The 22,634-nt window shown below is 68.9% G+C and carries 23 protein-coding genes; 7 read left to right on the top strand and 16 right to left on the bottom strand.

Annotation, left to right across the window (positions count from 1 at the left end; genetic code table 11):
* Nucleotides 1-319: 319 nt before the first annotated feature.
* The 3 genes from TFU_RS02600 to moeZ form a co-directional block, all read right to left on the bottom strand.
* Complete coding sequence (locus tag TFU_RS02600) at nt 320-646, bottom strand: MGMT family protein (protein WP_011290969.1); 327 nt, start codon at nt 644-646, stop codon at nt 320-322.
* 51 nt (nt 647-697) lie between these two features.
* Nucleotides 698-1,093, bottom strand: a complete 396-nt coding sequence (locus tag TFU_RS02595) for an SPW repeat protein (RefSeq protein WP_011290968.1) — start codon at nt 1,091-1,093, stop codon at nt 698-700.
* A 122-nt stretch (nt 1,094-1,215) separates the two neighbouring features.
* Nucleotides 1,216-2,376, bottom strand: coding sequence for an adenylyltransferase/sulfurtransferase MoeZ (gene moeZ / locus TFU_RS02590; protein WP_011290967.1), 1,161 nt, complete (start codon nt 2,374-2,376; stop codon nt 1,216-1,218).
* Nucleotides 2,377-2,631: 255 nt separating this feature from the next.
* On the opposite strand from moeZ, the gene TFU_RS02585 reads away from it, so the two are divergent.
* The 3 genes from TFU_RS02585 (at nt 2,632) to TFU_RS02575 (ending at nt 4,611) form a co-directional block, all read left to right on the top strand.
* Nucleotides 2,632-2,844: a hypothetical protein gene (locus TFU_RS02585; RefSeq protein WP_016188223.1), complete on the top strand. Its 213-nt coding sequence runs from the start codon at nt 2,632-2,634 to the stop codon at nt 2,842-2,844.
* Nucleotides 2,845-3,015: 171 nt separating this feature from the next.
* Nucleotides 3,016-3,636: a TetR/AcrR family transcriptional regulator gene (locus TFU_RS02580; RefSeq protein WP_011290965.1), complete on the top strand. Its 621-nt coding sequence runs from the start codon at nt 3,016-3,018 to the stop codon at nt 3,634-3,636.
* A 147-nt stretch (nt 3,637-3,783) separates the two neighbouring features.
* The gene (locus TFU_RS02575; RefSeq protein ID WP_011290964.1) at nt 3,784-4,611 is read left to right on the top strand and encodes a mechanosensitive ion channel family protein; all 828 of its coding nucleotides are present in this window, start codon (nt 3,784-3,786) and stop codon (nt 4,609-4,611) included.
* A 97-nt stretch (nt 4,612-4,708) separates the two neighbouring features.
* Here the strand turns inward: TFU_RS02575 and TFU_RS02570 are convergent, their stop codons facing one another.
* Nucleotides 4,709-4,951, bottom strand: a complete 243-nt coding sequence (locus tag TFU_RS02570; protein WP_011290963.1) for a hypothetical protein — start codon at nt 4,949-4,951, stop codon at nt 4,709-4,711.
* Nucleotides 4,952-5,291: 340 nt separating this feature from the next.
* Nucleotides 5,292-5,993, bottom strand: a complete 702-nt coding sequence (locus TFU_RS02565; protein WP_011290962.1) for a ferritin-like fold-containing protein — start codon at nt 5,991-5,993, stop codon at nt 5,292-5,294.
* Nucleotides 5,994-6,502: 509 nt separating this feature from the next.
* Here TFU_RS02565 and TFU_RS02560 point away from each other — a divergent pair.
* Together TFU_RS02560 and TFU_RS02555 are read left to right on the top strand one after the other, a co-directional pair.
* Nucleotides 6,503-8,014: a DEAD/DEAH box helicase gene (locus tag TFU_RS02560; protein ID WP_011290961.1), complete on the top strand. Its 1,512-nt coding sequence runs from the start codon at nt 6,503-6,505 to the stop codon at nt 8,012-8,014.
* 91 nt (nt 8,015-8,105) lie between these two features.
* Complete coding sequence (locus TFU_RS02555; RefSeq protein ID WP_011290960.1) at nt 8,106-8,978, top strand: alpha/beta fold hydrolase; 873 nt, start codon at nt 8,106-8,108, stop codon at nt 8,976-8,978.
* A gap of 63 nt (nt 8,979-9,041) precedes the next feature.
* On the opposite strand, the gene TFU_RS02550 is transcribed toward TFU_RS02555, so the two are convergent.
* From TFU_RS02550 to TFU_RS02535, 4 genes are all read right to left on the bottom strand, one after another.
* Nucleotides 9,042-9,869, bottom strand: coding sequence for an MBL fold metallo-hydrolase (locus tag TFU_RS02550; protein ID WP_011290959.1), 828 nt, complete (start codon nt 9,867-9,869; stop codon nt 9,042-9,044).
* Nucleotides 9,870-10,067: 198 nt separating this feature from the next.
* Complete coding sequence (locus TFU_RS02545; RefSeq protein WP_155983529.1) at nt 10,068-10,928, bottom strand: PHP domain-containing protein; 861 nt, start codon at nt 10,926-10,928, stop codon at nt 10,068-10,070.
* A gap of 30 nt (nt 10,929-10,958) precedes the next feature.
* A complete protein-coding gene (locus TFU_RS02540; protein ID WP_011290957.1) occupies nt 10,959-11,615 on the bottom strand; it encodes a DUF6758 family protein in 657 nt (218 codons plus the stop codon).
* 43 nt (nt 11,616-11,658) lie between these two features.
* Entirely contained in the window at nt 11,659-12,621 is a 963-nt protein-coding gene (locus tag TFU_RS02535) for a CPBP family intramembrane glutamic endopeptidase (protein ID WP_155983528.1), read from the bottom strand.
* Between the two features lie 320 nt (nt 12,622-12,941).
* Here TFU_RS02535 and TFU_RS02530 point away from each other — a divergent pair, with 320 nt between their 5' ends.
* Complete coding sequence (locus TFU_RS02530; RefSeq protein ID WP_016188215.1) at nt 12,942-14,081, top strand: Mrp/NBP35 family ATP-binding protein; 1,140 nt, start codon at nt 12,942-12,944, stop codon at nt 14,079-14,081.
* Nucleotides 14,082-14,163: 82 nt separating this feature from the next.
* Here TFU_RS02530 and TFU_RS02525 read toward each other — a convergent pair whose 3' ends face one another.
* From TFU_RS02525 to TFU_RS15700, 6 genes are all read right to left on the bottom strand, one after another.
* Entirely contained in the window at nt 14,164-15,633 is a 1,470-nt protein-coding gene (locus tag TFU_RS02525; protein WP_011290954.1) for a trypsin-like peptidase domain-containing protein, read from the bottom strand.
* Between the two features lie 118 nt (nt 15,634-15,751).
* Nucleotides 15,752-16,825 (bottom strand): sigma-E factor regulatory protein RseB domain-containing protein, encoded by a 1,074-nt coding sequence (locus TFU_RS02520; protein ID WP_011290953.1) that lies wholly within the window; start codon nt 16,823-16,825, stop codon nt 15,752-15,754.
* Nucleotides 16,822-17,460, bottom strand: a complete 639-nt coding sequence (locus tag TFU_RS02515; protein ID WP_011290952.1) for an anti-sigma factor family protein — start codon at nt 17,458-17,460, stop codon at nt 16,822-16,824. The genes TFU_RS02520 and TFU_RS02515 overlap by 4 nt, the downstream gene beginning before the upstream one ends.
* Nucleotides 17,457-18,038: an RNA polymerase sigma factor SigE gene (gene sigE, locus TFU_RS02510; protein WP_258076876.1), complete on the bottom strand. Its 582-nt coding sequence runs from the start codon at nt 18,036-18,038 to the stop codon at nt 17,457-17,459. The genes TFU_RS02515 and sigE overlap by 4 nt, the downstream gene beginning before the upstream one ends.
* 194 nt (nt 18,039-18,232) lie before the next feature.
* Nucleotides 18,233-19,732 (bottom strand): leucyl aminopeptidase, encoded by a 1,500-nt coding sequence (locus TFU_RS02505; RefSeq protein WP_016188212.1) that lies wholly within the window; start codon nt 19,730-19,732, stop codon nt 18,233-18,235.
* 133 nt (nt 19,733-19,865) lie between these two features.
* The gene (locus TFU_RS15700; protein WP_011290949.1) at nt 19,866-20,033 is read right to left on the bottom strand and encodes a DUF3117 domain-containing protein; all 168 of its coding nucleotides are present in this window, start codon (nt 20,031-20,033) and stop codon (nt 19,866-19,868) included.
* A 338-nt stretch (nt 20,034-20,371) separates the two neighbouring features.
* On the opposite strand from TFU_RS15700, the gene TFU_RS02500 reads away from it, so the two are divergent.
* Nucleotides 20,372-21,163, top strand: a complete 792-nt coding sequence (locus tag TFU_RS02500; RefSeq protein WP_011290948.1) for an enoyl-CoA hydratase-related protein — start codon at nt 20,372-20,374, stop codon at nt 21,161-21,163.
* Between the two features lie 17 nt (nt 21,164-21,180).
* On the opposite strand, the gene TFU_RS02495 is transcribed toward TFU_RS02500, so the two are convergent.
* Nucleotides 21,181-22,599: a serine/threonine-protein kinase gene (locus TFU_RS02495; protein WP_016188211.1), complete on the bottom strand. Its 1,419-nt coding sequence runs from the start codon at nt 22,597-22,599 to the stop codon at nt 21,181-21,183.
* Nucleotides 22,600-22,634: the final 35 nt, after the last annotated feature.

The raw sequence follows: 22,634 nt of genomic DNA, 5'->3' as shown, positions 1-22,634 counted from the left end.
CCCTGTGTCCTCGTTCACTGGGTGCTGCGGCGGTGTCTCTGCGGCAGGGCCGGAAAGCCGGCGGCCGCGGTCCGGCTGCAGCGCGCAGTATGCGGGGCACGGCACAGGCCAGGCACAGGAAACCGTCCGCGCTGCCCACCGAGGACAGCGCCCTGCGGGGTCGGCTGGGCACTGCTGGCAGGCAGACTCGGCGGGGGACGGGCGCCAGCGTCCATGGCTGCGCGGTGGTCGGCGCCCGCCGCGGCGGGCTCGGCAGTCGGCTGCTGCCGCGCCCATCAGGCACCGCCCCGGGTTTGGGCCCACGTCCCTGGGCGCCGCGCTATGGGTCGACCTGCTCGGCCGCGTGCTTCCCGTCCCAGCGGGCCTGAGCCATGTCCACCCGGGCGACGCCGCGCCGCAGCGGAGTCCCCTCGGCCGCGTAGTGGGCGAGAGCGGCCACCTCGTGTCCTTTGGGCGGCGATCCGTCGGCACGCACCACCCGCCACCAGGGGACCGCCCCGCCCCAGGTCGCCAGGACCGATCCGACCTGGCGGGGTCCGCCCTCGCCGAGGTATTCGGCCACATCCCCGTAGGACATGACCTTCCCCGGCGGAATGGACTCCACTACGTGGAGGACACGTTCGACGTAGTCGTCCGGAAGCGGCATGCCCGCCACTCTAACCGCGGCAGGCCAGGTGCACCCCCGGTACGGTCCGGCTCAGGTGAGGGCGCGCATCGTCGGCGAACGCGTCGCCGACCCCGAAGGGCCGCGCGGCTCCTGGGTGCCGTGGCTCCGCCAACTGCGCACCAGTCCCACCGCTCCGGTCACCGCGATGACCACGCCCGCAACCCACGCGGTCCACGCCGCAGCAAGGTTTCCCGTGAAGCCGAACAGCCACGGGGTGAGGACCAGCAGCACCCCGATGCCGATGAGGACCGCTTCACTGGAGAGCATGCCCGGCCGGGTGAGGGACAGGACCGCGGTGAGCACGGTGGCCAAGCCGAGGAGGAACAGGACGACCATGCCCAAACCAAACAGGCCGTGCCAGACCCAGCTGAGCCCCACCACGATCCCTGCTGCCAGCGCCACCCAGTTGTCCCACTGTCCGCCCATCACACACCTCCGATCGCGCTTCCGCTGTGGAACACCGCTACCCGAGGCGGCGCGGAACTCACGTTCCCGACGCAAATGCGCGGGGCCGCCGCGGTGTGCGGCGGCCCCGCAGGACGCCCAGGTCAGTACTTGGGGAGACTCGGATCGACTGTTTCGATCCAGGAGAGGATTCCGCCGCCCACGTGCACGGCGTCGGAGAAGCCTGCCTTCTTGACCGCGGCCAGCGCCTCGGCGGACCGTCCGCCGGACTTGCAGTGCAGGATGATCTGCTTGTCCTGCGGCAGTTTGGCGAACGCCTCGCCGGTCAGGAACTCTCCCTTGGGGATGAGGACCGCGCCGGGGATGTTGACGATCTCGTACTCGTTCTTCTCCCGGACGTCGACGAGGAAGAAGTCCTCGCCCCGGTCCATCTTCTCCTTGAGCTCCTTGGCGGTGATCGTGGATCCCCGGGCGGCCTCCTGGGCCTCTTCCGGGATCGTGCCGCAGAACGCCTCGTAGTCGATCAGCTCGGTGATCGGCTCGGCGTTCGGGTCCTTGCGGATCTTGACGGTCCGCCAGGTCATCTCCAGGGCGTCGTAGATCAGCAGCCGGCCGACGAGGGGGTCGCCGATGCCGGTGATCAGCTTGATCGCCTCGTTGGCCATGACCGAGCCGATCGTGGCGCACAGGACGCCCAGGACACCGCCTTCCGCGCAGGAGGGGACCATGCCGGGCGGCGGCGGTTCCGGGTACAGGTCGCGGTAGTTGGGCCCGTACTCGTTCCAGAACACGCTGACCTGGCCGTCGAACCGGAAGATCGACCCCCACACGTACGGCTTGTTCAGCAGGACGGCGGCGTCGTTGACCAGGTAGCGGGTGGCGAAGTTGTCCGTCCCGTCCAGGATCAGGTCGTAGTCCGCGAAGATCTCCAGCGCGTTGCTGGAGTCCAGGCGCTCCTTGTGCAGGACGACCTTGACGAACGGGTTGATCTCTTCGATCGTCTCCCGGGCGGATTCGGCCTTGGGCTTGCCGATGTCACTCTGGCCGTGGATCACCTGGCGCTGCAGGTTGGACTCGTCCACGACGTCGAAGTCGATGATGCCCAGGGTTCCCACACCGGCGGCGGCCAGATACATCAGCGTGGGAGAGCCGAGCCCGCCCGCCCCCACGACCAGGACTTTAGCGTTCTTCAGACGCTTCTGACCGTCCATGCCGACGTCGGGGATGATCAGATGGCGCGAGTACCGTTGTACCTCGTCGATAGTGAGCTCGTCGGCTGGTTCGACCAGCGGCGGAAGCGACACAGCAGCTCCTCAAACAATCGGTAACGCAGCGTAGACACAGCAAGCGCGGATCTTGACTGCCTTTACACGCCGCGGGCTTGCTCATTATCCCAACCCACGGAGTAGGGTTTATCATTCCCCGGCAGGGATACGGGAACGGAAGCGATATCCGCCCTACCGTTTTTTCGCAGGTCAGTACTGATCTTGTGGACTCCGCCACGCCCACGAGGCAGCGAGGCCATGCGGCGGAGAACGGCGCCACCGACTGGAGGTCCCATGGCACCTGAACCGAAGCGCCCGCACGTCGCACCGGACGATGACGACCACCCCCTCGAAGCCCCTGAGGCGGATGTCGCTGACCAGCGCATCTCCGACGACGAGGAAGAGACGCCCCTGGAGCTCGAACTGGACCGCGGCTGGGAGGTCCCGGAGGCCGACGCGGTGGAGCAGGCCCTGGAGGTCCCGGAGGACGAGGACGACTACCGGTGACTGAGGGCCGGTTGTCCGCGATGACGTGCGCGGATCATCTGCGTCCCCTTACGGACGAGTAAGATAGCTCGGTACGCACTTCGGTCGCAGCAGGCTCGGAGCGGGGAGCCTGCCGGAGCGGCCGATCAAGAACGCGGCCTCCGGCGCCGCGAAGGTTCGGGGAGTGTGGCTGTGACGGCTCCTTCAGAAGCCCAACCACGGGGGACCAGGCTCCCTCGGATAGCCCGACGGCGGCAGTTGCTCGCCGCGGCTCAGCAGGTCTTCGTGGAACGGGGATACCACGCAGCGGCGATGGATGAGATCGCCGAACGCGCCGGGGTCTCCAAACCCGTGCTGTACCAGCATTTCCCCGGAAAGCTGGAGCTCTACCTGGCTCTGCTGGAACAGCACTCTGAGGCACTGGTGGAAAAGCAGCGGGCTGCGCTGCAATCCACCGACGACAACTGGCAGCGCGTGGTCGCGAGCTTCAAAGCGTATTTCGACTTCGTGTCCGGGGAAGGCGGAGCGTTCCGCCTCGTCTTCGAATCCGACCTCCGCAACCTCCCGGCAGTGCGGGAAATCACAGAACAGACCACGCTCCGCTGCGCGGAACTCATCGGCGAAGTGATCCGGCAGGACACGAGCGTTTCCGACGAAGAGGCGCACCTGCTCAGCATCGGCCTGGTCGGCATGGCGGAGACCAGCGCCCGCTACTGGCTGAGCCGGGGCACGATCCCCAAGGATGCTGCCGAGCAGCTCATCGCCCGCCTCGCTTGGCGTGGGATCAGCGGCTGGGATCTCACGCGCCACTAGCCCTCTACTTCTCCTCTCCTCCCCTACCCCGATGGTTGGCTCCCTCCTTCTTGGGTAGTCGCGCTGGGCGGAGGCATTCTCCGAGTTCAGTCGGGGTCTTTCGGCACGCCGACGCGACCCCGGCATCCCCTCAGGGGAGGAGACGAGATGTTCACACCACTGGCCGTCACTGATATCGGACAGGGCATCGGCAGTGTCTGGGGATCCCTGGTGGCTTTCATCCCCCGGCTCGCTGTCTTCCTCGTTGTCCTGATCCTGGGCTGGCTTCTTGCCAAGCTCATCGGCCGCCTGGTCGCCAAAGCACTGGCCAAAGTCGGCTTGGACCGGGCACTGGAACGCGGCGGGCTGGGAAGCTACTTCCAGCGCAGCCGGTTCAACGCGAGCGATATCGCGGGGAAGTTCGTCTACTACGCGGGGGTGCTGATCGTCCTTCAGCTCGCGTTCAGCGTATTCGGCCCCAACAACCCGATCACCCAGATGCTCAACAGCGTGGTGGCGTGGCTGCCGCACCTCGCCGTGGCGTTGATCATCGTCGTGGTGGCGGCGCTGATCGCCCGGGCCGTGCGCGAGCTGGCTTCGGAAGCGCTCGGCGGGCTGAGCTACGGCAAGGTGCTGGCCAATACGGCAGGGGTTTTCATCGTCGGCCTCGGTATTATCGCCGCCCTCAACCAGATCGGGGTGGCTGCCGCGGTGACCTTGCCGATCCTCATCGCTGTGCTGGCTGCGGTGGCGGGCATTCTCATCGTCGGTGTCGGCGGCGGTCTGATCCGCCCGATGCAGCAGCGGTGGGAGGGTTGGCTGGACCGGGCCGAGTCTGAGACGAAAAACTTCCGCGCCCAAGGGGCAGGTGACCGTGGCCCGGCCACGGCGGGTTCCCGCTCCACGGAGACAGTGGCCCCGCCGCGGCAGGAGTCTGCTCCGGGAGAGCCGCTTGCCTCGTCCGGGGAGCGTCGACGCCGTCACCGACGCCCCTGACACCTGAATCCCTAGCCTCGCCCGCAGTCGTGGTCCGTGGGCGAGGCACACGCCTGTCGGCGTGCGGCTGTCTGCGCTGCGCTGGGCGAGCGGCCCATCAGAGCAGGTCGCTTTCGGCGAGCTCTTCGCGGGCCAGCCGGTCGATCCGCCGGAAGAAGAGGACGACCCCGCCGAACAGCAGCAGGAAGCACAGCCAGAAGACCGGGCTCGCCGGTCCCGTGAGAACCATGATCACCAGTGTGACTGCTGCTTGCAGGCCGTAGATGGAGAAGTCGACTCGATCCCGGTGAATCAGGACTCCGATCGGTGGACGCGCTGCTCCGTGCCGACCGCTCCCCATTGACTGTCCTTTCTCGCGGCGCGTTGGCCGCCGCTTCGTCGTTGTCGAGCCGGGCATCCCAGCACGTAATGGTGGAGCCCATCGTCCTGTTCGCGCCGCTTGCCCCATTCCCGCGCGGGAGGGGTACGCGGCCGCGTAGCCCAGGGCTTAGCGTACGCCCGCCGCGCAGGGCTTTGTGCCCGGTTTGCGGATCCTCGCAGTGAACTTCCCCGCACGGGACGCAACGTCCAGGACAATTCGTGACATCGGGTCCTCGGCGTAGCCCGCGTCCCGGTGCCGTGCCCGGTGCACCGCCCTCAGCGGCAGGCCGGGTCCGCGGCCCGCCGTGCCGGACGCGTCGTCAGCCTGCCAGCCCCATCGCCTGGAGCCGCGCGTTGTGGGACTCGGTCAACCGCGCAAAGATGCGGCTGACCGCGGCCAGGTCGCCGTTCCGCTCCTCGCTGCTGTCCCCTTTCGCCAGTAGTTCCGCGAGTTGCGGCCGGTCGAGTGCCACCCGCTGGGCTTGGCTGAGCGCCTCCCCGACCAGGCGGCGCGCCCACAGCGCGAGTCGGCCCGCCAGCGTGGGCTCCTCGGCAACCGCCTGCTTGACCTTGGCGGCAATGAACTCGGCCCGCCCCTCCTCGGAGAGGACGTCGACCACCAGTTCCCGGATCTCCGGGTCGGTCACTTCGGCGACCTGCCGGTAGAAATCGGCCGCGATCCCGTCCCCCACATACGCCTTGACCAGGCTTTCCAGCCAGGTTTGCGGGGTGGTGTGGGCATGCCAGGCGTCCAGGGGGGCAATGAACGGCTGCATCGCCTCCTCGGGATCCACTCCCAGTTCGACGAGCTTGCGCCGCAGGACCTGGTGGTGGGCCTGCTCGGTGGCCGCGAACGCCGCCAGTTCGGCTTTGTCCGTCAACGTGGGGGCGAGTTCAGCGTCGGAAGCCAACCGGAAGAACGACACCAGCTCGGCGTAGGCCAGCAGTCCCAGCAGGTCGATGACTCCGCGGTCAACAGGAGTGGTCACCCGGCTGGGGTCGGGAGCGACTGCGGAACTCATGCCTTCCAGCCTATCGCCCCAGCACCGGTGTCCCTCCCGTCACGGGACGGCTCGGGACTATTCACGATTCTTTCCGTGTTTTCTCACAAGTGAACAAGGCAGGAAAGCCATGCCCTATCCAGCGCGGATGACGCGGGATAGACTCGTAACCGTGATCGGATCCCACCGGTCACACATCCAATGCCCCGTCGCGGCCGGTCGCGTCGCCCCGCTACGGAGGCCCCGTCATGAGACCACTGGCCTGTCCGGCAGCGGCACCGCGTCCCAAGACGAGTCACGGACTCGCGGTAGGAGACAGGCCGCAGCCTCCTACGGCCGCGACCGCTCCCGCCCGCTGTGGCCTCCGCGATCCGCGAGTATCCACCAACGGAGGCCCTGGGCCCGCTACCTGTCACGACCGACGTCCTCGTCTCGGCGTACCGGGGCGCCGCGCGAGCTCCTCGCTTTGCTGAGCCGCGCCGGTCCCGCAGCCGGGCTCGTCCGACCCGCCGCGTACGCGGCCCGCCTAGATGGAGGCATCGACCCTGACCACTGTCAGAAGTACGCACAGTTCAGATCAGACCACTTTTCGCGATCTCGGCGTCATCGACGACATCGCCGACGCCTTGGAAGCCGAGGGCATCGTCGCCCCCTTCCCCATCCAGTCCATGGCCCTGCCCTTGGCACTGACCGGCGCCGACATCATCGGACAGGCGCGCACCGGAACCGGTAAGACGTTCGCTTTCGGGCTCCCGCTGCTTCAGCGGGTCCACACACAGCCCGGATCAGCCAAGCGCCCCCGCGCGCTCGTGGTGGTGCCGACCCGGGAACTCGCGATCCAGGTGGCCGCGGACCTGGCCACGGCAAGCAAACGCATCGACGTGCGGATCGCCACCGTGTACGGGGGACGCGCCTACGAGCCGCAGATCTCTGCCCTGCGCAAGGGTGTCGACATCGTCGTGGGCACCCCGGGGCGCCTCCTGGACTTGGTGAAGCAGCGCCACCTGATCCTGTCCGAGGTGACCGCGCTCGTCCTGGACGAAGCCGACAAGATGCTCGACCTCGGCTTCCTGCCCGACATTGAACGGATCCTCGCGAAAACCCCTGACCAGCGGCAGACCATGCTGTTCTCGGCGACAATGCCGAGCGAAATCGTGGCGCTGTCCCGCAAATACCTGCGCCGCCCCACCCACATCCGCGCTGAAGACGATCCCCTCGACACCGGTTCCGGCCAGGTCACCCAGCATGTCTTCCGCACCCATCCGCTGGACAAGCTGGAAATGCTGGCCCGCCTGCTCCAGGCGCGCAACCGGGGCCTGACCATGGTGTTCTGCCAGACCAAACGGGAATGCCACCACGTCTCCACGGAGCTGTGCCGCCGCGGGTTCGCTGCCGCAGCCGTCCACGGCGACCTGGGGCAAGGCCAGCGGGAGCGGGCGCTGCGCGCGTTCCGCAACGGCAAAGTCGACGTGCTGGTTGCCACCGACGTGGCCGCCCGGGGCATCGACGTGGACGACGTGACGCACGTGGTCAACTACGAGTGCCCCGACGACGAGAAGACCTACACGCACCGCATCGGCCGGACCGGCCGGGCGGGACGGTCCGGGACCGCTGTCACGTTCATCGACTGGCAGGAACTCCTGCGGTGGAAGCTGATCAACCGGGCGTTGGGGCTGCCTTTCGCTGACCCGCCGGAGACCTACTCCACGTCGCCGCACTTCTTCGACGCTCTCGACATTCCGCGGGACGCCAAGGGAGTGCTCGCCAAGGAGGAGCAGGACCGGGCCGGTCTGGCAGCGGAAGAAGTAGAGGACATCGGGGAGACCGGGCGGGCCTCCCGCACCAAGGACCGGGAGCGTTCGCGGCAGCGCCGGTCCCGGCCCCGGAAACGCACCCGGCGTGGCGTCCCCACGACCCGCTCAGCTGCGGAGCCCACCGGTGAGACCGCAGCGAAAAGCGACGCGGACTCGTCTGCCCGCACCCGTCGGCGCACACGCCGCCGCAGTCGCCGGAACGCCGGGACGAACAGCGACCGCGCCTAACCCCGCGGAGCCCAGGGCCTGCTACGCAACGGCCCGCCCGGTGCCGTGCCGGTTTCCGCGCCCGCACCGCGGTCCTCTAGGGTGAGCGCTCGTGAGCACTCCTCGGATCCTGACCCTTCCTCCCGGTGCCCACCGCACCACCATCCCCACCCCGTCCGGTCCGATCGCGGCCCTCGCCGCCGGCCCGGTCGGCGGGGCCCCTGACCGGCACACCGCAGTGCTGGTGCCCGGGTTCACCGGAAGCAAAGAAGACTTCATTGCGCTGCTGGGACCGCTGGCCCAGGCGGGGCGCCGAGTGTATGCGATCGACCTGCCGGGCCAGTACCAGTCTCCCGGCAGCGACACGCTGGACGCCTACTCGTGTGCGGCGCTGGGCCGGGCGGTTGCCGAGGTCATCGCCGCCCTCGAGCAGGGGCCGGTCCACCTGCTGGGGCACTCGTTCGGCGGACTGGTCACCCGGGAGACCGTGCTCTCCACAGCGGTCCCGCTGCTCTCCCACGCGTTGCTGGGGTCCGGCCCGTCCGGGGTCGAAGGGTCGCGCCGGGAGGACGCCCTGCGGCTGATCGCCGCGCTCGGCCCCTCCCCCACCCGGGAGATCGTTCACCGGATCTGGTGGGAGCACTTGGAAGACCAGTACCGGGCCAGCGGGCTGCCCGAGGAGATCCATGTCTTCATGCGGGAGCGGATGCTGGCCAACCATCCCCTGGGCCTGCTCCGCATGGCGCAGGAGGTGACTTCCGCCCCGGACCGCACCGCGGAACTGGCCGCGGCCGGGCTGCCCACTCTGGTGCTCTACGGGGAGGACGACGACGCCTGGTCCCCGGCGACCCAGTCCGCGATGGCTGCCGTCCTAAACGCCCGGTGCGTGGTGATCTCCGGGGCCGCCCACTCGCCTAACGTGGAAGCCCCCGAAGCCACCGCTGCCGCCCTCACCGCCTTCTGGGACCAGGCAGAGTCCCGTTGACGCGGCCACCGTGGCACCGGCAGGGCTGTGCCGCTGAGTGCCGACACCACGGTGGCCGGGCCGTCACTCCCCGAGCACCCAGGAGTCGAAGTTCTTGGACTCCTCGGCGATGGTGGTCTCCTCGCCCGTGGACGGCAGGACCCGGGTCTCCTCCGGGAGCGCCAGCAGGACCTCGCCGACCGAGGCGAGCTGGGACGTGTAGTCCATGTAGCCGTCGCCGACCGTGCCGAGTTTTCCGGCGAGCAGCGTGTCGCCGCTGCACACCGCCTTGATGTGAGGGAAGTAGTAGGACAGCGAGCCGGGAGCGGTGCCGGGAGTGGGCAGGATCTCCACTTCCACATCGCCGATGGTCAGCTTGCCGCCGCCCTCCGCCTCGATCTCGGGGCTGTGCTCGACACCGTGGACTTTGCGCCAGCGGCGCAGCTCCTTGGGGTGCAGGGCGATCGGCGCTTCGTCCCTCTCGGCGACTTCCACCGCGCCAGCGATGTGCGGCCGGTAGCCGTTGGTGCAGGCAACCAGGTAGATCTCGCGGTCGCCGACTTTTTCGAGGATGGCTTTGGCGTCCTCCCCCGGGTTGACGACGACGACACCGTCCTCGTCGATCTGGACGATCCAGGTGTTGGTGACGACCTCGTACTCTTCGCCGTCGACCTCGAGGGTTCCTGCCATTTCGACCCGCTCGATGGACAGGTCGCTGCTGTCGGAGCTGCCGTCCCCGGCCTCGGACGCCTTCTCCGCACCGTCGGACGCATCCGCACTGCTGCCCGTGTCGGCCTGCGCGGATTCCTCGTCGGAGCTGGCGTCCGCAGCCTCCTCCGCGTCTTCGACGGTGGTCACGGCGGCGTCCGCCTCGGCCTCACTCTTCTTCTTGGCCTTCCGTTTCCAGAACACGTGCCGCCCCTTCGGTTTGCTTACGACTGATCACTGGTGCGGGCCTATTGTTACGGCCGGAGGTCACTGATCGGTATTCGACGAGGCCACACCAGGACTCTGCGTGGGCGCCCCGCCTCGTTGTGGCCCGTATCCAACCAGTTCACAGCCAGTATCGACCGGAATGGTTAAAAGTACTCAAGAGTCGGTGCGGCAGGATCAGCCCACGTACGGCTCGGCCCCGCTTGCCTGGGCGGCAAGCGCAGCGTAGGCGTCGGGCTCTGTCGTGCAGCAGCCCAGACGGCGTCCGGTCAGCTCACCGTGGTCGTCGCTGGACCCGGTAACGACCAGGCCGAGCTCTTCGGCCCGGCGCCGCCAGGAGGCGCGCTCTTCGTCGTCGTGCGACGGGTGGTCGGCTTCGATCCCGTTGAGCCCCGCCTCGGCCATGCGTTCCACCAGGTCGTCGGGGACGGCGTGCGTCAACGCGCCTTCGCTGCGGGCCGGGTGAGCCAGCACGCACACGCCGCCGGCAGCACGGATCAGTCGGACAGCCCGCACCGGGTCCAGCGCATACCGGGTCACGTGGGCGGGTTTGCCGGAGCCGATCCACCGGTCGAACGCGTCCTGCACGTCCTCGGCGGCACCGGCTTCGACGAGGGCTTGGGCGACGTGCGGACGGCCGACCACGTTGCGGCCGTCCTCTTCCCCGGCGAGGGCGCGGACACGTTCCCAGGTGACCGGCACCCCGTGGGCTTGCAGCCGCTCCACCATGGTCTTGGCGCGGATGACGCGGTCGTCGCGGATGCGCTGCAGTTCCGCGGTGAGTTCGGGGTGGTCCGGGTCGAAGAGGTAGCCCAGCAGGTGCACGCTGGACCCCTGGTAGGCGCAGGACAGTTCGATGCCGGGAACCAGGGTGAGCCCGCGGGGGAGGTGTTGGGCGGCCTCCAGGATTCCCGCCGTGGTGTCGTGGTCGGTGAGGGCCAGCACGTCGAGCCCGGCCGCGGCCGCGTGGGCGACGACCTCGGCGGGAGTGCCGGTGCCGTCAGAAACAGAGCTGTGGGAGTGCAGATCGATGCGCATCGCCCCGATCATAGGTCAGCGCGGGGAACCTCACCCGGCGGGTTTCAGCGACTCGGTGAGGAACGGGGAGGGCGCACCGAACGGGAGTGTGGGGAAGGGGCCGACATCGCGGGCGTCGCGCAAGTCGTGGATGGCGTCGATTTCGCACATGAGCACCCCGCTGTCGGCGGGGCTGAAGATGAACCACAGCCACTGGGCCATCGCCTCGCCGACGTAGATGGCGCGCTCCGGTCCCCCGTCAAGGGACCACAGGGCGATTTCGTGTCCGTCGTTGCGGACTTTGGCTGCGGGCGGGTTCCGGTCGAAGCTGTTTCCTGGATCGGGGCCGTCGAGGCGCGCGATGCGGGCGGCGAGCCCGATGCCGGGTTCTTCGGAGACGATCACCAGTTCCCCGAGCCCGCCTAGCGGGGCGGGGCCGGACAGGGCGACCGCTGCAGCGAGCGTCCCCGTGCGTTCTTCGCCGACGTCGGCGAACCCGGTGATCACCCAGTTGTCTGGCAGCGGCCACGGCAGCCAGACCGGCACCTTCGCTTCGTCGAGTACGACTTCCAAAGACGTGGGACTGGGGTCCCGTACGGCCCGCAACGGGGTCACCGGTCCGTGCGCGTCACACCGCCACGCGCTCGACCAGAGATCAGGTTCGTGGACGGCGCGTCCGCAGCGGGGACACGTAGGCGCAGTCTTCATGGTCCTTCGGGAGCTACCCGAAGGACCATGGAAGAAACGTTCTTTACGACCACTGGGGGGACGGTGGGGGAGACTGCGGCCGTGCCGGTGGGGTGGCCTCTGCTTCCGGCGTAGTGTGGCGTATCGCCTGTTTGCGCCGCATCCACGCCACCACCAGGCAGAACACGCTCACTTCGACGATCGTGGCGAGGAGTGACTGCCAACTGCCGGTGTCGCCGGAACTGTCGAAATCTCCTTCGTAGGCAGCCAGCACGAACGCCACGAGGTTGTGGACGACGTGCAGGGCGATCGCCGCTTCCAGTCCCCCGGTGTACCAGGTGAGCCACGCCATGCCCAGGCCGAACACTGCGACGTCGAGCAGCGCCCAGTCGTAGTAGTCGTGCAGCAGGGTGAAGATCAGGCCGCTGACCAGGATCGCGGGCACTGGGGAGGCGAGGAACCGGTGGAAGAGACGGCCCGGCGCGGAACGCCCCGGCCGTGTCGGGTCCCCGTAGCCGCCGACAAGCTGCATGAGGAAGCCGCGCAGCGCGTACTCCTCAGCCGCGGCCTGGAAGGGCACCAGCAGGAAGATGACCGCCAGTGCGGCGAGGAACGTCTCCATTCCCGCGAACTCGCCGAACAGCGGTTCTCCCGGTTTCGTGATCACCAGGAGCGCCATCAGCCCGCCGAAGGAGACGACGACGCATCCGACGGCCACGGCAGTGCAGCGCAGCAGCCACCGCCAACGCAGCCGCCCCTCCACAGAGGACAGCGTGCCGGCCCGTCGCCGCTGGACGACCCGCACCGCGATCAGCACCGCGGGAAGCAGCACGATCACCAGCACCAGTTCCACGGCGAGGTCGGCGACCGGGTGGCCGAGCTCCGCCACGTCGGCAGGGATGTGCCGGATGGCTTTCACCAGTTCCAGCACGAGCACGAAGAACAGGCCCAAGCCGAAGGAGAGCGGGATCGCGCAGCCGATGGCCAGTGGTGGTTTCCACCAGCGGTGCCGTTCGGTGCGGCCCATTCTGTGATAAGGAACACCGGGCGGCGGCGTGTCGACCCGCGGCCGGGGTGGTTTTACGGGCGGCGGCCACGCCCATACCGCATCCGGTCCCCCCGGATGCGCTGCCTGGCCGGGCGATGCCCATACCTGAGAATGCTGTGGAACCGCCCGTTCCCGAGGGTCGGGTCCGGACGGCCAAGGTGGTGGCACGTTTCCCATCGTCCGTCCGACACTACTAGTGAAACGTGTATTACCGGTGTTAAGAACGTCCCACTTCGGCTACGGCAGGTGGGCAAGGTCACCTGCGCGTGGGGCACCTGGGCTTTCGTACCATTGATGACATGTCCACCACACCCACCACCGAGCAGGTGAACGCGGCTCTGGCCACCGTCAAGGACCCGGAGATCCACCGCCCCATCACCGAACTCGACATGGTTAAAAGCGTCGAGATCCACGACGACGGCACGGTCTCCGTCGGTATCTACCTCACGGTGGCCGGCTGTCCCATGCGTGGCCGCATCGAAAAGGATGTCGCCGACGCAGTCAGCAAAGTGCCGGGGGTGACCGGAGTCAAGGTCACGCTCGACGTCATGAGCGACGAGCAGCGCAAGGCGCTGCAGGCCAAACTGCGCGGTGGCCACGCAGAGAAGGAGATCCCGTTCGCCAAGCCGAACTCACTCACCAAGGTGTTTGCTGTCGCCTCTGGCAAGGGTGGGGTCGGCAAGTCCTCGATCACGGTGAACCTGGCTGCTGCCATGGCGGCCCAGGGCCACAAGGTGGGGGTTGTGGACGCCGACATCTACGGACACTCCGTGCCGCGGATGCTGGGTGTCAGCGACCGCCCCACCAAGGTTGAGGACATGATCCTGCCGCCGACCGCGCACGGGATCAAAGTGATTTCGATCGGCATGTTCACCCAGGGCAACCAGGCGGTCGTCTGGCGCGGCCCGATGCTGCACCGCGCACTGCAGCAGTTCCTCGCCGACGTCTACTGGGGTGACCTGGACGTCTTGCTGATGGACCTTCCCCCGGGCACCGGTGACGTCGCAATCTCGGTGGCGCAGCTCCTGCCGAACGCCGAGATCCTCGTGGTGACCACCCCGCAGCAGGCTGCGGCCGAGGTTGCCGAACGCGCCGGGTCGATCTCCGCGCAGACCCACCAGCGGGTCGCTGGCGTGATCGAGAACATGTCCTACTACCAGGCCCCGGGCAGCGACGAGCGGGTCTACATCTTCGGTGAAGGCGGGGGCCAGGCGGTCTGCGACGGGCTGTCGCGGACCTTGGGCACCAAGGTCCCGCTGCTGGGCCAAGTGCCGTTGGACGTGGCGCTTCGGGAAGGCGGCGACCGCGGTGTTCCGCTGGTGCTCGACGCCCCGGACAGTGAGGCAGGCAAGGTGCTGCGGTCGATCGCCGAGGAGCTGCTCGGCAAGCCGCGCGGCCTGGCCGGCATGATGCTGGGGTTGAGCCCCACCCGCCGCTGATCGAACACCGACTCAAGGAACTGGAAGACGTGCGAGGTCCCGGCCCTCACCAGGAGGACCGGGACCTCGATGCGTGTACGGCCTAGTCGTTGGACGACCCCAGCACCAGGGTCGTGGTGTGTTCTCTCCCGTTCCGCAGGTAGCGGACCTCCACCCGGTCGCCGGGGGCTTTGGTGTGGATCAGGGTGATGAGCTGGGTGGCGTCCCGCACCGTGGTGCCGTCGAACTCCACGATGACGTCGCCGGGCCGCAGGCCGGCCTGGTCCGCGGGGCCGCCCCGCATCACGGTCTCCGCGCCCCGGCCCGCTTCCATGATCAGCGCGCCCTGCTCCGGATAGCGCAGGTCGAGGATGGCGCCGATGACGGCATGCGGTGCTTCACCGGTTTCGATGAGCTGTTCCACCACCCGCGAGGCCTGGTTGGAGGGGATCGCGAATCCGAGGCCGATGCTGCCGCTCTGCTCCCCGCTCGACCCGCTCATGGTGGCGATCGCCGAGTTGACCCCGATCACCAGGCCCTGCTCGTTGACGAGCGGGCCCCCCGAGTTGCCTGGGTTGATGGCCGCGTCGGTCTGGATCGCGCTGAGGTAGGCCTCTTGGCCGTCCTCCCCCACGGTCACCGGGCGGTTGAGGGCGCTGACGATCCCCGAGGTGACCGTGCCGTCCAGTCCGAGCGGGGCGCCGATCGCGATCACGGTGTCGCCGACGGCTACCTCATCAGAGTCGCCGAATTCCAGCGGTTCCACATCCAACGGGTCCGCTAGTTTGAGCACCGCCAAGTCGGAGGAGGCTGCCGCGCCCACCACTTCAGCCCGGCTGACGTGGCCGTCGCTGTAGACGACTTCGATCCCGCCGCGGCGCACCGCGTCGACCACGTGGTTGTTGGTCACCACGTAGTTGCCTTCGATGACGAACCCGGAGCCGTTGCCGCTGAGCTGCGGGCTGGTGCTGCGGATCGATACCACGCTGGGGCTGACCCGCTGGGCGACCCCGGCAATAGTGTCGGGGGCGCGGCTCGGCACGTCGCTGGGCACTTCGTTGTTGAGCGCGCCGCTGCTCTGCGGGGGCGGGGATTCTTCTGGGGCGACGAGGGAGGCGCCCACCATGCCGCCGACACCTGCCGATCCTGCGGCTACAACCATGACGAGGAGCAGCACCGCCCACAGCGGCATGCCGTTCCGGCGGGGCCGCTGCTGCGGTTCTTCCGCGGGGATGCCGGGGGTGAAGACCGGCCACTGCCCGGTGGAGTGGACTGCGTCGGGCGGGGGCCCCGGATTTCGCAGTCCGGGAGGAACCGCCCAGGTCTGGGTGTGCGATGACGGAGTCTGCCTGACCGGTCCCGGCCCCGCGGAAGGATTCCATCCGGATGCGGCGGGCTGCTCTCCGATGGGCGACCACGCTGGCCCGGGGCTCATCCCGCCCGGGCTGGCCGGCGGTGCTGTGGCGGGGCCTGACGCGGAACCGGTGTACGGCCCGGACGGGGGCTTTGCCGGTCCCGTCACCGGGTCTTCCGCCTCTCCGTGTATGTCGCGGCGTCCGGTCTCGTCGGTCATGTGATCTCCGTCTGTTACTGCCCGATCCATCCTGGCGCGCACAAGATCAACGCTGGTTAAGGAGGCCACACTCGTCCGTGACCACGGGGTTCCGCATGCCCCTTCTCTGGGATGCACATTAGTCGAGCCACGTTCCCACGCGTTCGAAACCTCGACCGACTCGCTCCCAGAAACCGTGGCGGTCGGGCGGGGGCAGCGCGTGGAGGACGTCGGCGACGAGACCCGCTGGCGCGTCGGCGAGCACCGTGTGCACGAACCCGTCCGCTTCCCAGATCCGCTGGTGCTGGCCGCCTTCGTCGGCGACGTGGACGAGGGCGCCGTCCTCTTCGGTCCGGCGCAGCCCGGTGACCGCTGCCCCGCCGAGGCTGCCGCGCTGGGTGAACACGGAGATCACGCTGATCCCGTCGGAGTAGGTCAGGTGGGTGATCCGCTCGTCTCCTTCGCCGGTGGCGCGGGCCTCAACCAGTTCGAAGCCCCACAGCAGCCGTTCCGGCAGCACCCAGCCTTCGTCTCGCAACTGGCGGAGTTCCTGCGGGTCGAGTTCGTCGCCCCAGGGTCGGCTGACGACGTCGGGCTGTCGTGTCTCCTCGGCAAGCGCGGCCGCGTCCACACCGAACTGGATGGATTCGAACACGCTGGTCTGCGCGACTTCCCCGCTGATGTCGTACACTTCGCGACGCAGCAGCAGCCCGGTGTGCTCATCGGTCCAGAAGCGGGCCGCGACCTGCCCGTTGTCCCGTTGGGCGACCACACCCACGGCGGAGCGCTGCCCAATCTGGGTTTCCCCTTCGGTGCGGACCCAGAAGTTGGTTTCCAGCACGTCGAGCACGTCTTTGCCCACCCTGCCCCAGGGGGTTGATCCGACCAGCAGGTTGGTGCCTTCCCCGGTGTCGTGGAGTGGACTGACCAGCGTGCCCACGCCGGGCTGGTGGAGGATGTTCAGCCGGGCGGTTTCCGTGCGGCCCGTGCTGTCGACCCAGGACACCACGCGGACCCCCTGGTAGGAGAGGCGGACGCTGGTCTCTGCGGCGCGCCGCAGGACCGCCATGCCGTCCCCGCCGCGCCGTCCCGCGGGACGGTCGGCAGAGTCGCCGACAACGGCGACGGATACCAGGCACAGCAGCAGGCACAGCACAGCTGCCGTGGCCGGTGCACGCCATCGGGGACCGGCCGTGTCACGGCCCCCGCTCACCGGTGCTCAGGGGTGTCCGACCGCATCACCCCGCGGTTGACCGTCTGGACAACCTGCACTGTTGGTGCATCGTGCGGGGACAGGGGACGGGTGACCACTGGGACCGTGGCGGGGTCCCCCAGAGGGGACTGCCCGGAGACGGCCGCGTGTTCGATCGCGTAGTCGGTGAGCGCCGGGGTGACCACGGGGGGTTCCGCGGGGTCTCCACCGGCGAGGAACGCGGTGCCGAGGGCGGCGGCGAGCATGGAGACTCCCGCGACCGCGTAGCGGGCGCGCCCCCACTCGCCGCGGAACCGGAAGAGTCCGCGGGCCGGGGCGGGGCGCCGTTCCGGGCGCGGCAGGGGGAGTCCGCCGAGCGGTTGGCCTGCTCCCAGGGGCGGGGACGCACCGAACCCGCTGGGGGGTGCGGGCGGGTCCCCGGTGGTGGCCTCGGGAAGGGCGAGGAGCCGGGTGAGGAACTCGGAGGCGGGTTCTGGGGGCCGCAGGGTGCACAGCCGCTGTTTCAACTGGCGCAGCATGGCGGCTTCGAACCGGCATGGTTCGCAGCGGGCGAGGTGGCTGAGCACCCGTTCCCGCTCGCTGTGCCCCAACTCGCCGTCGATGAAGGCGGAGAGCTGCTCCTCTAGGTGGCTCATGCTTCCGTGACCTCCCCGACCCGTTCGGCTGCCTGGCGGCGGTGCTGCAGCGCGGCGCGGAGTTGGGCTCGGCCGCGGTGGATTCGGCTGCGCACCGTGCCCAGCTTCACTCCCAGAGTGGCGGCGATCTCCTCGTAGGAGAGCCCTTCGATGTCACACAGCACAACGGCGGCGCGGAACTCGGGGGAGAGTGCGTCGAGTGCGGCCTGCACGTCGGCGTCGAAGTGGCGGTCGTCGTAAGCCTGCGCGGGGGAGGGTTCCCGACCCTCGAGACGGTCGTTGGCGGTTTCCGCGAGTCCTTCGAAGCGGATGCGGGAACGGCGCCGCGCCATGTCGAGGAACAGGTTGGTGGTGATGCGGTGCAGCCACCCCTCGAAGGTTCCGGGAGTGTAGTTGGCCAGCGACCGGAAGACGCGGATGAAGACCTCCTGGGTGAGGTCTTCAGCGTCGTGCTGGTTGCCGGTCAGCCGGTAGGCGAGCCGGTAGACCCGAGCCGAGTGGGTGCGTACCACCTCTTCCCAGCTTGGCGGCTCCCAATGGCCGAAGTCGGCGGCAGGGGCTGGGTCTGCCACTAGCACTCCCTTCGTTCGGCGCTCGGTCCACGTGGCGGGGCGTCGATACTCCTGCTTTTCATTAACACCGCGGGGAACGATTAAGTTCCGCACCGCACACACGAGAGGACTTTGGGCCTGCCGAACCGGGGGTGGGCGCTGCTGCGGTTCCGGACAGCGGCAGGTCCGAGGCTGCTGCCCGGTTCAGGGGGTGCGGGAGTTTACCGTTCGGCGAGCCAGCGCAGCAGCAGCCGGGTGCCGAACGCGGTACCGCCCTTGCTGAGGATTCCCTCGTCGCTCATGGACCGGCCCGGGCCGGCGATGTCCAGGTGCGCCCAGGGCACGGAGCCGACGAATTCGCGGAGGAAGAGCGCAGCCTCGATGGCTCCGGGGTGCCCGTAGTCGTCTTTGACGCTCGTGTTCGCCAGGTCGGCGACGGGAGAGTCGAGGGCGTCGCGGTACTCCTCGTGCAGCGGCATCCGCCACAGGGTCTCGCCGGACCGCTTCCCCGCGTCGACGAGTGCGGCGGCCAGCGTGTCGTCGGTGGCGAAGAGGGCGCCGATCCCGCTGCCCAGGGCGACCCTGGCTGCCCCGGTGAGCGTAGCCACGTCCACCAGGGTGTCGGGGGCCAGCTTGGTGACGGCGTAGCCGATCGCGTCGGCGAGCACGAGGCGGCCTTCCGCGTCGCTGTTGAGCACTTCGACGGTGCGCCCGCTGTAGGTGGTCAGCACATCGCCTAGCCGCATGGCCGAACCGGAGAAGGCGTTCTCCGCGATCGCGAGCAGCCCGGTGACCGAGACCCGGACGCCGAGTTCCTGCACGGCCGAGAGGACCGCGAGGATGATTCCGGCGCCGCTCATGTCGGTCTTCATGAGCTTCATGTTGTCGTTGGGTTTCAACGACAGTCCGCCGGTGTCGAAGGTGATGCCTTTGCCGACGAGGACGATGTGCTCGGTGGCGCCGGCTGGGCGGTAGGAGAGTTCCACCAGTCGCGGCGGCCGGGGCGATCCTTGGCCGACGGTCAGGATCGCGCCGAACCCGTCGTGGTACAGGGCTTCCTCGTCCCAGACCCGGACCGACAGTCCCGCTTCTGCGCCGATGGCTTCGGCTCGAGACGCGAGCCACGCGGGGCTTTTCTCCGCTGCGGGAGTGTTGATGAGGTCCCGGGCCATGGCGGTAGCCCGGGCCAGGACCGTGCCCCGCCTGGTTGGTTCGGCGGCCTCGGAGGCTGCCGAACCAACCAGGTCGATCGCTGCCGCGGGCGCGGTGCCCTCGGCTGTCTCAGTCAGCGTGAACGTGTAGGAGGCCAGCAACGCCCCTTCCACGAAGGCGGTCAGCGCTTCCGGGTCGTGACCCGAGACAGCAGCGTTGACCGCGGCTCGGGAGCTTCCTCTCACCGAGCGTGCGAACGCCGCGCCCGCCTTGCGCATCTCCTCGGGGGTGGCGTCGCCGACCCCGAGGAACGACAGGCGGATCAGCCCTCGACCGAGATCCACCGGGAACTCGACGATCTGCCCTGCTTTCCCGCGGAATTCGTAGGTGTCGAACAATTGCGCCACCGACGCGGGAAGCCGGGCGTCGAGGTTGGTCAGGCTCAGTCCTACGCCGTCCGCTACCGGCTGCGGCCCGTCCGTTCCAGCGCGGACGATGATCGCGAGGCGGTCAGCGGTGGATTCGGCGAGGACGCCGTCAGTCGGGTGGATCTCCGTAGCGAGCGGCACGGGCACTCACATTCCTCGTGGATTCGGATATCGCGTGGCCGGACGATCACTCTCGCTGACCGTGTGGGCGGGGGTGAAGACGCAGTCAGGTCTGGTCGCCCGGCACCACGATGGGACAACGGTGGGAAAACCGTTAACTGACGACTTCGTTGAGTGCGTTGGCGAGTTCACCGGCCTCGGCCGGGGTCAGCTCGACCACCAGACGCCCACCGCCCTCCAGCGGAACCCGCATGATGATGCCGCGACCCTCCTTGGTGACCTCCAGCGGTCCATCTCCGGTCCTCGGCTTCATCGCCGCCATGCCGTATCCCCTTTCCTAGACGATGGTCGCGCGTGTGTGAGTCGGTCCATCGGCGTCCCGGATCGTCTCAACGAGTCCGGAGTGCGGAGCGGGCCGAATCCGCGTGACTCAGTGAACGAATCACTGATCTGTCATTATCTCGGTTTTGGCCCCGGGTTGGAAACGACCGGGAGGTTGTGAGCCGGACGAAACTCGACGATCGTGGGACGGCAACGGTGCTGGCGGTGCCGTCCGAAGACTCTGCTACCCCCGTGGTATTCCTTATTCCACCAGCCAGGACAGTCTCGGGCGAGGACTGCGCTCCGCGAATTACGGACCCGCTGTGTCAGGGAGAGTCAATGTCCGATAAAGAGAGCGTCCGCTACGAGGCTGCCGACGGGGTCGCCACGATCACGCTGAACCGGCCGGAAATGCGCAACACGCTCACCGTGGAAACGCAGCAGCTGCTGCTCGAGGCTTTGGAGCGGGCGCGCGGGGACGCCGCGGTCCGCGCGGTGCTGCTCACCGGGGCGGGCGAAGCGTTCTGCGCTGGCTGGGACATGGTGGAGCACGGTCGGCGGCTCAGCGAAGGCAAAGGCTTCGGGGACACGGTGCGCGCCTACACCAACCCCATCGTGTTGACCATGGCCCGGATGCCTAAGCCGGTGGTCGCCGCGGTCAACGGCGTGGCGGCGGGCGCGGGCGCCGGGCTGGCGTTCGCCGCGGACTTGCGGATCGCTGCCGCCGGCGCGTCGTTCGTCCTCGCGTTCGCCAGTCTGGGGCTGGGCGCGGATTCCGGGGTCTCCTGGACGCTGCCGCGGCTGGTGGGCCAGGCGCGGGCGATGGAGATGCTGCTGCTCGCCGAGCCGGTGACGGCAGAACGCGCCCTCGATATCGGGCTGGTCGCCCGGGTTGTCGCACCGGAGGAGCTGGCACACGCCGCGCGCAGTCTCGCCCTGCGCCTGGCTTCCGGGCCGACCGTGGCCTATTCCGCGATCAAGGCGGAGGTGGGGTGCGGCGCGGCGCTGGACCTGGCAGGTGCTTTGGAGATCGAAGCCAGCCTCCAAGACCAGTGCGTGGAGACCGCCGACCACCTGCAGGCCGCGCTGGCTTTCCTCGAGCAGCGGCAGCCCGCCTTCCGCGGATGCTGACCGGCAGCGCGGCACGGTCAGCCGAGGCTGCCGATCAGCAGGAACAGCAGGATGAAGAGCAGGACCCCGGCGATGACGGCGATGCTGACGACGCCGAGCACGAACGCGGTGCTGGTCCCCTCGGCCTGCTGCTGGTACTGCTGCCCGCTATAGGGCTGGCTGGTCTGGGGGTAGCCCCCGGTGGACGGCATCCACGGCTGGGCGGGGGCGTAGGGGCCGCTCGGCCCCCCGTGGGGCGGGATGGCCGCATTCCCGGAATGGGGGGTGGGATAGGCGTGCTGGTGCGGTCCGGGCGGGGGCGCGTACCCGCCCTGCTGGGGACCGGTCGCATACCCGTATCCGGACTGGTGCGGCCCGGTCGCATACCCGTATCCGGAGTGCTGTGCACCAGTCGAGGGCAGGGAAGGCTGGGGGCCGCTGGCGGTCTGCGGGTGTGGCGGGGGCGTCGGAGACGGCTGGGCCGCGACGTTGGAGTGCGGTGGCGGAGGGGCCGGCGGGTAGGAGCGGTAGAGTTCCGCGGCGCTCTCCTGCTCTCCCGTGTCGGCAGCGGCGATCGCCCCGGCCACGAGGGTCTGGTGGGTGACGGGGATGGCCGTGTCCGTGCTGGGCTCCTCAGTCGGGGGCGGCCCTTCGATGCCGAGCACCAGCATGAGGGTTTCGGCCGCGGTCGGCCGCTGGGCGGCGTCTTTGTTCAGGCAGCGTTCCGCGATTTCGCGCAGGGTGCCGCTGAGCTCCCCGAAGTCCGGTTCGTCGTTGATGACTCGCTGGACTACGGCTTTCAGGGAGCCGTGGCCGAACGGGCCGCGCCCGTTGGCCGCGTAGACGAGGGTGGCACCCCAGGCGAACATGTCGACGGCCGGTCCGAGCGGCCCACCGGTGATCTGCTCCGGGGCCATGTAGGCGGGGGTCCCGGCGATCCTGCTGGTGAGGATCGCGGTTCCTTCGAGGGCCCGGGCGATGCCGAAGTCGATGACGCGCGGGCCCCCGGGGGCCATGAGCACGTTGGCCGGTTTGAAGTCGCGGTGCACGATTCCGGCCTGGTGGATGGCGGCGAGGGCGGTGAGGGTGCCGACTGCGAGCCGTTCCAGGCTGGCTCCGCGCAGCGGCCCTCGCTCGCGGACCACGGCCTGCAGCGAGGGGCCTTCCACGTACTCGCTGACCACGTAGGGCGGGTCGGCGTCGAGGTCGGCGGCGAGCACTTGCGCGGTGCAGAACCGCGCAACCCGGCGGGCCATCTCGACTTCTTCGGCGAGCTGTTCGCGCAGGCCCGGCAGGTCGAGGGCGTCCCGGTGCAGCGTCTTGACCGCCACCCGTGCCCCGTCAGGGGCGCTTCCGAGGTAGACGACTCCCTGACCGCCCTGTCCGAGCCGTCCAAGTAGCGTGTACTCCCCGATGCGCGCGGGGTCGGTGTCGATCAAGGGGGCCGGATCGGCCATCGGTCCTCCCGATTGGCTGGGCCCGCCGTCGTTGT

The sequence above is a fragment of the Thermobifida fusca YX genome (assembly GCF_000012405.1).
In the GTDB taxonomy this organism is placed as follows: Bacteria; Actinomycetota; Actinomycetes; order Streptosporangiales; family Streptosporangiaceae; genus Thermobifida; species Thermobifida fusca.
The sequence above is the reverse complement of the archived record's forward strand: the minus strand, read 5'-3'. Positions and strand labels throughout refer to the sequence as shown.